Origin of the sequence: Bifidobacterium catenulatum subsp. kashiwanohense JCM 15439 = DSM 21854 (assembly GCF_001042615.1) — a bacterium.
Taxonomy (GTDB): domain Bacteria; phylum Actinomycetota; class Actinomycetes; order Actinomycetales; family Bifidobacteriaceae; genus Bifidobacterium; species Bifidobacterium catenulatum.
Map to the genome: position 1 here is coordinate 1,757,257 of NZ_AP012327.1, position 12,379 is coordinate 1,769,635.

The window sequence follows — 12,379 nt, forward strand, 5'->3', positions numbered from 1 at the left end:
TCAACAGCGTTTCAGCAGACAAATCCCTCCAGTCACTGGAAGAATCACCCCGCTCACAGACCCCTTAGCGTCCTGATTCTTCCAGCGAGTGGAAGAATTGGGACGCGAAGGGCTATAGAAACACAGCCCGCAAGAGAGTTGCACATGGCTTAGCGGTAGCTGTCCCAGACAGGTGAGGGGAAGATCATCTTTTCGAAGGCGAGCCATTCATCGTAGAAATCGATGGGCGGCTTACGCGTCCAACGCAGTTGAATGCCGTCCATCGCTTCCAAGCTTTGACGCACAATCGCACGCATATTCTCCCAACCACCGATTTCAGGCGGCAATTTCCATGTGTACTGGGAATAGTGTTCCCACACGTATTTCGGACGATTCTCGAAATAGTCGTGCAACGGATGGCCCTCGCTGAAAGACTCGGTTTCCAGCACCATGTATAGCTGCAGCAAGCTACGTCGACTCTCATTGTAACGTACCAAAAAACGCAGGTATGCAGGGAACAGCATGCCTTCCGGATCGCTGCCCGGCAATCCGGATTTTGCAAAATCAGCCGGAGTGCCTTCCTGATCATAATTGTCGGTGACTAGTAGCGACAACAACCGTTCCTTATTGCCGATGTAATGCAGCAGTCCAGGCTGGCTCATGCCGATCGCATCAGCAATGTCTTTCAATGACGTTCCGTAATATCCCTTTTCCCCGATAAGACGGCTCGCCGCAGTGATGATTTCCTTCTTACGTTCCTCAGGTGATTTACGAACACGTTTCTTCCCCTCATTACCCATAAGGAACAGTGTACTATCTACCGTTCATTAGACAGGCAAAATCGTATCGGACCGTTGCATTTCCACTCGCCACACAAAGACGAGCCGATCTTCAATAGACCAGCTCGAAATTACATTCAAAACCACTTCGAGATCACATTCAGTCAGCCTCGACCAACCAAAATATTCGAAAAGCAGTTTTACTTCTGGAACACGTCAGGGTGTTTCGGATCACCCGGTTCGTCGGCGAGGACACCCTCGAGCCCGAGGAACTCCTGCCAGAATTCCAGCGAATTGCCGTACGGAGCTGCCTGATGGCCGCGCGCCTGCAGGTTCGCCTTCGCCTCGAACACATCCTCCTCGCGGATGCCATCGAAATACGATTCGAGACGCTCACGGTTCGTCGGATCATAGAACAGCGATCCGATGATTTCCGTCAGTCGTTCCGCACGCGCTACCGGCAGCGAATCCCAGTGACGGAATTCAATGAAGTTCTTCAGACGGACATCGTTGAAATGCGTGGAAATCACATGATTGATTTCGTATGCGTTGAGTTCTCGATCAGGATACACGTCGTTCGCATTCTCATAGAATGCAGGATGATGCAAATCAGTTCCAGGAGTTTCCAACGCTTCCGGAGTGTGCGTCAGATCAGCGAACATCATCGGCGTGCTCAACACGTCGACCGCATAATCTTCCCAACCGAAGCGAGGATCAAACAATCCCGGAATAACGTTCGTGCGCTGCAAATCCAAATAATCCCACATGCGTTGGCGCAGCAGCGGATACGGATTCTCCTGTCCCTCGAAATACGGGGTGTTACGGAAGAACCATGCGAGAATCGGGCCAACCACCGTACCCAAACGCAGTTTGGAAATCGCGTCCTGTTCGGAAACATAGTCGATGCTGACCTGCGTCGAAGCGGAGCAACGCATCATGCACGGACCGAACTGGCCGACGCGCCCCAAATACGCGGTCATCGCCTTGTAACGGTCCTTCGGATTGACGGGAATGTCGGCATAGCCGGACTTCGGCTGATACCCGTAATTAACCAAGCGGAAGCCGAGATCGTCAAGCACGGGATCGACTTCGCGGCGGAACGCACCGTAAATCGTGCACAGATCTTCCGGCTTGTGCAGAATGCCCAGCGAGCATTCCAGCTGACCGCCCGGCTCAAGCGACACGGAAATACCTTCGCGACCAAGACCAACAAGCCTGCCATTCTCCCAGTATTCCTTGCTTTCGTCGTAATACGGGCGAATGCGGTTCAGCAACGCCTCGATGCCGTTCTCCTCGTAATAGTTCACGGCGGTATCATCGCTGTTATGCACCGGCAGATGCTCGATTTCCACACCGAAACCACCGGTTCCGCGCTCTTGGCAGCCTGATTCGAAGAATTTGACCAGACTTTCCACATGCTTCGGATTCGGCTCGGTAAGCAGGTGCGCATAAGAAATTCGTGGCGTTGTCATGTTGGCAATCCTATCGAAACTCATTGATGAGCACGGCGCGATCGCTATACGAAAAACTGATAGCCAACTCTTGCGTATATCGAACCGAATACACATTTTCGGTTAAAACAGACATGCTCTGCAAAGCCGACCAATAATAATTAACAGATATTAGTAAGGTCAGAAGCAATTACCGTTATTTGAAGAATTGTTTGTATAAATCGAATAAAAATACCGACGCTGAAGATGTCGTCAGCGTCGGTATTTTGGCCAATTCCAGTCAGTGCTTATTGATTTATCCGCCTATGATCAGGCAACTTTTTCGCTTTGCGCCGTCTCACTCTGTTGCGCGGCCTTGTGGGCCTTCTTGGCGGCTGCGATCATCAGTTTGATGCGGTTGAGCTGGTTCGCTTCGGATGCGCCCGGATCGTAGTCGATAGACACGATGTTGGCTTCCGGATGCAGGCGGCGAATCTTGCCGAACATACCTCGGCCGGTCACGTGGTTCGGCAGGCAGGCGAACGGCTGCGCACAAATCACGTTCGGGCAGCCGGATTCGATGAGCTCAAGGATTTCCGCAGTTAGCAGCCAGCCTTCACCAGCCTGCACGCCCACGGAAGTGACCTCGTCGGCCTTCTTCACGAGTTCCGGCATCGGCAGGTCCTGGGAGAACTTGCCGTGTGCCGAATCGATCGCCTTGCGTACAGGAGCGTTGTACAAGTCAAGCGCCTTGCGCATCAGCGCGTAGCCAAGCTTGTTGCCGCCCATGCCGAGGTAATGCTCGTTCCAGTCGGAAATGTACGGGCGGGTGGTCATGAATTCCATGATGCCCGGCACCACAGCCTCGCAATTCTGCGATTCGATCACGTCGACCACATGGTTGTTGGCGTCCGGCTGGTACTTAACGAGAATCTCACCCACCACGCCGACGCGCACCTTGCGCGGTTCGTCCTTCAACGGCAGTGCGTCGAACGATTTGACGATTTCTTTGACGAGCGTCGAATATGGCAGGTACCCCTTGCCGATGAACTTACGTGCCGTCTTCGAGCGACCGTGGTTCTCGAGCGTTTCACGCACGATGGTGTTCCATGTCTTATACAGCTGATTCGCGCTGCCCGGCGTCACCTCGTACGGGCGCACGCGGTACAGGCATTTCATCAGCAGGTCGCCGATGATGAGCGCCTTGATGACGCGATGAAGCAATGCCGGCGTCGCTTTGAAGCCCGGATTGTCTTCAATGCCTTGCGTGGAAATGGCGATCACTGGAATTTGCGGATAACCAGCATCAATCAGCGCCTTGCGAATCAGACCGAAATAGTTTGTGGCTCGGCACATGCCGCCGGTCTGCGTGATGGCGAGCGCGGTGTGCTCCGGATCGTATTTGCCGTCCAGAATCGCGTCCACGAGCTGGCCGATAACCATGATGGCCGGGTAGCAGGCGTCGTTGTTGACGTATTTGAGGCCGGTTTCCACGTTTTCGCGGCTGGCGTGTTCGAGAATGTCGAACTTGTAGCCGCCGGAGCGGATCACGGATTCCACTAGGGAGAAGTGAATCGGGCTCATCTGCGGAGCCACGATGGTGTAGTCCTTCATGTCTTTGCCGAATGGCACGCGGTTGGCGTATTTCGACATGGTGGCGGAATTGTGTGCAGACTTCTTCGCTTCGCCGACGCCGTTTTCCGCGGCACGCTTGGATGCGGCTTTAACGGCTTCGGTGAGTTTCGGATTGGCTTTCATCACGGTGTCAAGCATGACTTGACGGCCCGGAGTCGGCGCTTCGGCTCCAGTTTTGCGGAATTCGCCTTGCTTGTTGGACACGCTGTCTCGCTTGTCGGGCATGGCTGTGCCGATTTCACGCTGTTTGTTGCGTTCACGCTCTTCGACGGCTGCCTTGAGTGAACGAAGGCGGATTTTCGCCGCGCCCAGGTTGGAGACTTCGTCGATTTTCAGCATGGTGTACACATCGGCCTTGTCCGCCAGGATCTCCGACACCTGATCGGTGGTGATGGCGTCAAGACCGCAGCCGAAGGAGTTGAGCTGCACGAGTTCGAGGCCGGGGTACGAAGCGACGAAATTGGCCGCCGCGTACAGACGGGAATGGTAGGCCCACTGATTGGTGACGCGCAATGGCATTTTGGTGACCTTGCGGTCTTCCACATGGCGGAAGCCGTTTGCGTTCTTCTTACGTGGATCGTCTTCATCGGCTGTGAGGAATTCGCTCGGGTTGAGCTTCTCACCCGGCTGCAGTTCGCAGATCGAATCTTCGGACAATACCACCATACCGAGCGAGCATATGGTTTCCGGAATGCCATGGTTGACTTCCGGGTCGATATGGTATGGGCGGCCTGCGAGCACGATGCCTCGGCAGTCGTGTTCCTTCATGTAGGCGAGTGCCTTGAGGCCTTCCATTCGCACGTCGTGTTTGAAGACTTCGTTTTCGGCATATGCCGCTTTGACTGCAATTTCGGCTTCTTCACGGGTCACGTTGGCCCAGGCGAATTCTTCGACGATGCGGTCGACCATAAGTTCATGGTTGGCCATGTTGAAGTATGGGCGCATGTAGCGGATGCCTTCTTCGCGCAGTTCAGGCATGTTCGCGCCGATGACCACAGGATAGTTGGCTACCACCGGGCAATTGTAGTGGTTGTCGGTGTTGGGTACCAAGTTCTCTTCGTAGCTGACGCACGGGTAGAAGATGTTTTTCACACCCTTGTTCAGCAACCATTTGATGTGTCCGTGCACAAGTTTGGCCGGATAGCAAATGTTTTCGGATGCGATTGATTCGATGCCAGTTTCGAACAGTTCGTGCGAGCTTCGTCCGGAAATCATCACTTTGAAGCCGAGCGAGGTGAGCAGTGTGAACCAGAACGGATAGTTCTCGTACATGTTGAGTACGCGCGGAATGCCGATTTCACCGCGGGTTGCTTTCTTGTCGGTGAGTCTGCGGTAGGCGAAGCAACGCTTGTACTTGTAATCGTAGAGGTTCGGTCGATCGGAACGCTTCTTTTTCGCGTCTCCGCCTCGTTCGCAGCGGTTGCCGGTCACGTAACGGGATCCGTCTTGGAAGGTGGTGATGGTGAGCTTGCAGTGGTTTTGACACAGCTTGCACACGTCTCGTTCGGAGGTCATCGATAGGTTGTCGAGTTCTTCGCCGCTCAAAATGTTCGATGCGGTATGACGTACGTCTGCAATCACCGCTTCTTTGGTATCGGTGGTATCGACGTCTTCGTCTTCCGCTTCGTCGGCATAGTGCATGCGTGCGGTCAGTGCGGCACCATATGCGCCCATGAGTCCTGCGATGTTCGGTCGGGTCACTTCACGTTCCGTGAGCAGTTCGAATGCACGGAGTACAGCGTCGTTGAGGAACGTGCCGCCCTGCACTACCACGGTGTCACCAAGTTCGCCGGAATCACGCAGTTTGATCACCTTGTAGAGGGCATTGCGCACCACGGAATAGCACAGGCCTGCGGCGATATCTTCGATGGACGCGCCTTCCTTTTGCGCCTGCTTCACGGACGAGTTCATGAACACGGTGCACCGGGATCCCAAATCAACCGGATGGGTGGAGTTAAGCGCCGCTTGGGTGAATTCCTGAATGGTCAGGCCCATGGAAATGGCGAACGTTTGTAGGAACGATCCGCAGCCGGACGAGCATGCTTCGTTCACTGCGATGGAGTCGATCACACCATCGTTGATGGCGAGATATTTCATGTCTTGGCCGCCGATATCGATGACGGCGGTGACTCCCGGGCTTACCATTTCGGCACCGCGATAGTGAGCCATGGTTTCCACTACACCTTCGTCAAGGTGCAGGCCGGTGGTGATGAGGCCTTCGCCGTAGCCGGTCGCACAGGATCGTGCGATCCATGCGCCTTCGGGTAGTTCGGCTTGGATTTTTTTAACGATCTGCACGGCTGCCGTCAACGGACTGCCTTCGTTGGTCGCATAAGAGGACCATACAATTTCTCGATCATCGTTCACCAATGTCGCTTTGATGGTGGTGGAACCGGCGTCGATGCCCAGGAAGTGCGGTCCTTGGGCTCCTTCGAGCGTGCCTTGATGGATATGCTCGCGATGGTGTCGTTCGTTGAATGCGGTGTGATCCGCTTCGGTAGCGAACAGCGGAGGCATGGTCGGAGTGTTGGACGGCAGGTTTTCCAGTTCGTCCAGTCGCGCCAGCAGGTCGGCGCAGGTTCGTGCTTCGTAATGCTTAGTCAAGGTCGTCACCATCCTGATCAGCCTGCAATGCGGCACCGTATGCCACATACAGGTGAGCATCGGTCGGAACAATGAATTCGTCCACTTTGCCGTCGAGCGCCCGCTTGAACGCGGCTCGCAACTCGGACATGAAGAACAACGGACCCCCCAGGAAGATCACGGTTCCGTGAATCGGGCGTCCGGAGGCAAGGCCTGCAATGGTTTGAGTGGCCACTGCGGTGAAGATCGATGCGGCCAGATCCGGTTTGGCCGCGCCATCGTTGATAAGCGGCTGCAAATCGGTTTTGGCGAACACGCCGCAACGTGATGCGATCGGATACAAGGTTTCGTATTGCGCGGCCATTTCGTTCAGGCCAGCGGCGTCGGTGTCGAGCAGTGTTGCCATCTGGTCGATGAATGCGCCGGTACCGCCTGCGCAGGAACCGTTCATGCGCTGTTCCGGAGTCGGCTTGAGATAGGTGATTTTTGCGTCTTCACCACCAAGCTCGATGATCACGTCAGCCTGCGGATATTCCTTGTCAATGGCTTCGGTTTCGGCGATGACCTCCTGAACGAAGGGCACGTCGAGGCTGTCTGCAAGAGCAAGACCGCCTGAACCGGTAATGGCCAGACGAATCGGCTCATCGCCTCGGCCAAGCTTTTCCAATTCTTTGTGGATGTCGGCCAGTAGTCCGGCCACGGTGGCGCGCACATTCGCGTGGTGACGCCGATAATCGGAGAACAGCGCGTCCGCGAGCGCGTCGGACTGATCGAGCACCACCGCCTTCACAGTAGTGGAACCGATATCAAGACCTACACGCAACGGCTTTGTACCGTGCGTTTCGGTCCCGGCTTCTGCTGCTTCAACCATGTATCAACCTCTATCGTTCTATCCGCCGGGCTGCATTCCATGGCAGGCATGGAAGCCCCTACCCCGGTTATCCAATCATGTAATCGTAGTCTGTGCCCACGCCTAAGCGCTTCGCGAATGCTCGCAATCAGCATAAAAGGGACGAAACAGTGCATAAACTAGACAACCAATCCAGTCAATTTGCCTAATTATGCATCCGGACACTCGATGAATGTCGAAATCGCAAACCCAGCCAAACATTTCCATATCAGGATGCGCCGCCTTCCCCTGCAGAGCGGTCTTTGCCATATATTTCGGGAATGAATCGTGTTTGATCATGTAATTTCGGCCAAATCACCACTCGCCCGTTTTCCAGTGATTTCGGCACGTCGATGATGCGTTGGTTGCTGCTTCCGCGGAATTGCAGCAGGGAATCATGTAATTCTTTGATATAACGACCGTCCACTAGAATGTCGATCAGTTCGAGCAGTTCGCGCTTGTCGGGGCTTTCGCCTTCGCGCATGAGTTCTTCCCACGTGTAGCCGGTCCAGCACCAAATATCTTTGGTATTACCGAACCGTTCGCGGATTTTTCGCGCGAGAGGCAACAGCACGCCCGTGTTGAGCAATGGTTCGCCTCCGAGGAAGGTGATGCCTTGCACATACGATTGGCTTAAGTCATCCATGATTTGCGCTTCGAGCTTGTCGTTGTATTCGTGTCCAGCTTGGAAATCCCAGATTGATGTGTTGTAGCATTCCTCGCAATGGAACGGGCAGCCGGACACGTACAGCGAGCATCGGATGCCTTCTCCGTCGGTCATGAGGAACCGTTTGTAGTCGGCGATCATATTGCGGCTCATGCGATTGGTCCATTGCCCTGCTTTGGGATTGTTGGAACGAGTTGTGGGGATGAAAGGCCCGCGATTGGTTTCGTCCGCCGCAAAGTCACGACGTTGAATTGCTGGATTCGCGCTGCTGATCATACGTTGTCCCTTCACGTTTTGCCGTTGAGTCGCGTTTTTGCGATTGCTGCTTGCCTCATGATTGTCACAGAATGAAAGAGGGTGGAAATCCACCCTCTTTCATATTTCGTTTATGTTTGCTGCCAATGCGGCCCTTACTTGGCTTCCTCGAACCATTCACGTTCGGAACCGTCGCTCAAGGTGACATGACCGGTTTCGCCGCTCATATGCTTGACGCGGTGCGCGATCTCCTCGTGACGTCCGTGCACCATCGGGCGCTGCACCGGGTTGCCCAAGTAGCCGCAGGTGCGCTTGGTCACGTTGCAGTGGTCCGGATCGGAGTTGCCGCACTCCGGGCACTTGAAGCCTTCCTCAGTGGGCTCGAAGTCGCCTTGGAATCCGCAATCGTAGCAGCGGTCGATCGGCGTGTTCGTGCCCAGGTAGCCGATGCCGATGTTGTAGGCGTAATCCCACACCGCTTCGAGTGCCTTGGGATTGGACTGCAGGCACGGGAACTCGCAGTAGTTGATGAAGCCGCCGGATGCGTAGTACGGGAAGTCCTTCTCGTAGTTGAGCTTTTCCATTGGGGTTGGCTGCAGCCAGACCGGGTAGTGGAAGGAGTTAGTGTAGAAGTCGTGGTCGGTCACGCCTTCCACGTCGCCGAACTTCTCGCGATCCATACGGTTGAAGCGATCGGTAAGGGATTCGGCCGGCGTGGAGTACACGGAATAGTGGTAGCCTTCCGCATCGCTCCATTCCTTGCACAGCTCGTTCATGCGCTTGACGATGGACAGTGCAAATTCCTTGCCTTGCGGATCCCAGCCGTGGTCGCGCATCCAGTTCTTGCCGTAGAACACGCTGGTCGCCTCATACAGGCCAATGTAGCCCAGGGAAACGGTGGCACGTTCGTTGCGGAACAGCTGGTCGACGCTGTCGTTGGCGCCGAGACGACCGAAGGCTCCGAAACGGAACAGGGTCGGCGCATTGACCGGCGCGGCCTGCTTGCAACGCATGATACGGAATTGCAATGCCTGATGAGCCACGGCCATACGCTCGTCGAAGATCTTCCAGAAGCGATCCTTGTCGCCGTGGGATTCCAGTGCGATACGCGGAACGTTCACGGTAACGACGCCAAGGTTCATGCGTCCGTCTTCCACATCCTTGCCGGTCGCCGGATCAATCCAACCCTGCAAGAAGGAACGGCAGCCCATCGGGGCTTTGAAAGAGCCGGTGATCTTCACGATGTTCTCGTAGAAGATCACGTCCGGATACATGCGCTTGGTGGCGCATTCAAGGGCGAGCTGCTTCAGATCGTAGTTCGGATCACCCGGATCGGCGTTCACACCATGCTTGATGGTGAACACGAGCTTCGGGAAAATGGCGGTGTGGTGTTCGGAACCAAGGCCGCGGATACGGTTCAGGAAGATGGCACGCTGAATCTCGCGGGCGAACCAGTCGGTACCCAAACCGAAGCCAACGGTCACGAACGGGGTCTGGCCGTTCGACACACGATTGGAGTTGATCTGGTATTCCATGGTCTGCATGGCGTCGTAGATGGCCTTGCGGGTCTGGATTTTCGCCCACACCTCACGCAGCTGCTGCAAACGGCTGGCATCCTTGTTGAACGGCTCGTCCATCGGCAGGGCCGGACGGTCCTTTTCGAAATGCAGACGCTTCGGTTCGACATCCTTGGCCAAGCGCACCTGACGTTCGGCGATTTCGATCGGCAAGTCGTCAGGCATGATCTCATGGGCCTGCTCAAGGAACTTGTCGTAATCCTTGCGCGCGTATTCGACGAAGTGCTCGTCGGCACGGTTGGCGGTCTGGCCGCCGTATTGGCTGGAAGCCACGTCCTTCATGATCTGGGTGATCTGCGTGGCGGCGATGGAAATGCTGTTCGGCGATCCCATCGGCGCGTTGCCGAGGGTGAAGCCGTTGGCGAGCATATCCCAATAGTTCGGCAGAGAGCAGTTGGATTGTGCGGTGAACGGCGAGTAATCGGCGTCATGGAAGTGGATGTCACCCTTCATATGGGCGTTGGAGACCGCATCCGGCAGCATGGAGAAGGCGGACGCCTTGGACACCGCGCCCGCCAGCAGATCGCGCTGGGTGGAGTAGACGTTGGAATCCTTGTTGGCGTTCTCGCGCACCAGAGCCTCGTCACGGTTCACCAGACGCTTGACGGCTTCGTTGATGTCGGTGGCCTTGGCACGTTCGATGTCTTTGTTCAGACGGTAGTTGGTGTACGTGCGCGCCACATCATACAGGTGATCTTCGATCAGGCCGTGTTCAACGAGATTCTGGATGTCTTCGATCTTGGCGGGACCGTTGTAACGATCCTTGATTTCGGCTTCGACCTGATTGGCGATGTCACGGATCAGCTGTTCCTCCTGCGGCCCAATCTTCTTATCAAGGTCAGCGAAGGCTGACTTCACCGCGCTGATGATGTTGATCGGATCGAAGTCGACCACACGACCGTCGCGCTTCTCGACGAGCACCTTACCGGTTCCCGTTTTAACGGTTGCGGAGACGGCATTCAGAGCCTGCGTTTCCATTCATCATCCTTTCCGGGTCGGACCCCATCCGACCAGGTTTTCATGCTTTGTTTCGCATGTCATATGTTTTCTACGTCCATAGACTCTACGCCATAGCCATCACTAAATGTAGTAGCGGCACGCCGACGGTAAGACTATATATTCCATTTTTGGCTTGATTCCGCCATTCCTTAACCTGTGTGACAAAGGTAACGATTTTGCCACGGAGTGTCGCCCGAGTGTCGATTTGACGCAGGCACCGAAGAGGGACTATACAAGGCGGGGTACCCTCACACGATTCGAACATGTGTTTCATTTGTCCGCAAGATGATGGAATCTTGAACCATGACTTGGAACCAGGATTACACACCCCCGGCAGCGCAATCGAACAGCAAACCGCTGCCGCGACTGGCCGGCGAAACCACCGCTGACAACCCCTGGCCGGTAAGTCTGCTCAGCGAGAAATTCCATATGGCCGTTGAACGGTGGCCATCGGTTTGGGTGGCCGGGCAGATCACGCAGATCAACACCAGACGCCAAGGCAGTGCCTACATCACGTTGCGCGATGATTATCAGGACATTGCGTTGGAGGTCAACGGTTTCGGACAGTTCGCCGCAGCAGCCACTCCTTTCGTGCAGGGCGATCGTGTCATCATCCATGGCAAACCGAATCTGTGGATGAAACGCACCTCCCTGTCTTTACGCGGTGACGCCATCATCGCCGCAGGCGCGGGCGGCAGCCTGAAAGCCATGATCGACGAATTACGCAAGAAGCTTAAAGGCGAAGGACTGTTCGACGCCGACCGCAAGCAGCCACTACCAGAGTTTCCGCATTGCATCGGTCTGATTTGCGCCCCGCAGGCCCGTGCCGAAGGCGACGTCATCACCAATGTGAGATTGCGTTGGCCTGTCGTTGACTTCAAAGTAACGCACGTGCATGTGCAAGGCGAGCAGTGCCCTTCCGATGTGATCAAGGCGATCGCGCAGATGGATGCCGATCCCGACGTCGATGTAATCATCGTAGCCCGTGGCGGCGGCGCTTTCGAAGATCTGATCGGATTTTCCGACGAAGGTGTGGTACGTGCCGCGGCAGCCGCTCATACGCCTCTGATTTCCGCGATCGGTCATGAAGATGATTGGACATTGCTTGATTTGGTCGCCGATTTGCGTGCATCCACGCCAACGGATGCGGCAAAGAAAGTCGTGCCAGACGTTCGTGAGCAGATGCAACTCATCAATGTGAACATCGAACGCATGCGCATGCGCATCGACGCCACCGTCAACAATGAAACAAGACTGATCGAAGGCTATGCGAACCGTCCAAGCCTCACGCAGCCGCTCACCATGCTGGAACCGCATCAACGTCTCATCGACGACGCAAGAACCCGCATGAGAATCGGCCTGACACGTATTCTTGACGATGCAAGTCTCACCATCGAAAAAGCGCACGCCTCACTGACTGCGCTCAGCCCGCAATCCACCCTCAACCGAGGCTATGCCGTGGTGCAGGGAGCGGACGGTCATGTAATCGACGATGCGAACGTCGTGAACACCGGCGACCAGCTCACCATGACATTGAAGCACGGCGTGATCGTGTCCGAAGTCACCACCGTAACGAAGGAGTAGCA

The 12,379-nt window shown here is 55.4% G+C and carries 5 protein-coding genes and 1 pseudogene; 1 reads left to right on the forward strand and 5 read right to left on the reverse strand.

Annotated features, from left to right (window positions below):
* Positions 1–149: 149 nt before the first annotated feature.
* The 5 genes and pseudogenes from BBKW_RS07615 to nrdD all read right to left on the reverse strand — a co-directional run bounded on the left by BBKW_RS07615 (position 150) and on the right by nrdD (position 10,772).
* Positions 150–779, reverse strand: coding sequence for a TetR/AcrR family transcriptional regulator (locus BBKW_RS07615; RefSeq protein ID WP_033500418.1), 630 nt, complete (start codon positions 777–779; stop codon positions 150–152).
* A gap of 179 nt (positions 780–958) precedes the next feature.
* On the reverse strand, positions 959–2,230 hold the full coding sequence (locus BBKW_RS07620) for a glutamate-cysteine ligase family protein (protein ID WP_004220875.1): 1,272 nt from the start codon (positions 2,228–2,230) through the stop codon (positions 959–961).
* 288 nt (positions 2,231–2,518) lie between these two features.
* Positions 2,519–7,277, reverse strand: a pseudogene (locus tag BBKW_RS07625) (acyl-CoA dehydratase activase-related protein).
* A gap of 247 nt (positions 7,278–7,524) precedes the next feature.
* Entirely contained in the window at positions 7,525–8,238 is a 714-nt protein-coding gene (nrdG, locus tag BBKW_RS07635; RefSeq protein ID WP_080788875.1) for an anaerobic ribonucleoside-triphosphate reductase activating protein, read from the reverse strand.
* A gap of 134 nt (positions 8,239–8,372) precedes the next feature.
* Entirely contained in the window at positions 8,373–10,772 is a 2,400-nt protein-coding gene (nrdD, locus tag BBKW_RS07640) for an anaerobic ribonucleoside-triphosphate reductase (protein ID WP_033500415.1), read from the reverse strand.
* 324 nt (positions 10,773–11,096) lie between these two features.
* Between nrdD and xseA the strand changes: the two genes are divergently transcribed.
* On the forward strand, positions 11,097–12,377 hold the full coding sequence (gene xseA / locus BBKW_RS07645; protein ID WP_033500414.1) for an exodeoxyribonuclease VII large subunit: 1,281 nt from the start codon (positions 11,097–11,099) through the stop codon (positions 12,375–12,377).
* Positions 12,378–12,379: the final 2 nt, after the last annotated feature.

Coding starts and splice junctions, on each gene's coding strand:
- BBKW_RS07615 (WP_033500418.1), bottom strand. CDS start 779: ATGGGTAATGAGGGGAAGAAACGTGTTCGTAAATCACCTGAGGAACGT.
- BBKW_RS07620 (WP_004220875.1), bottom strand. CDS start 2,230: ATGACAACGCCACGAATTTCTTATGCGCACCTGCTTACCGAGCCGAAT.
- nrdG (WP_080788875.1), bottom strand. CDS start 8,238: ATGATCAGCAGCGCGAATCCAGCAATTCAACGTCGTGACTTTGCGGCG.
- nrdD (WP_033500415.1), bottom strand. CDS start 10,772: ATGGAAACGCAGGCTCTGAATGCCGTCTCCGCAACCGTTAAAACGGGA.
- xseA (WP_033500414.1), top strand. CDS start 11,097: ATGACTTGGAACCAGGATTACACACCCCCGGCAGCGCAATCGAACAGC.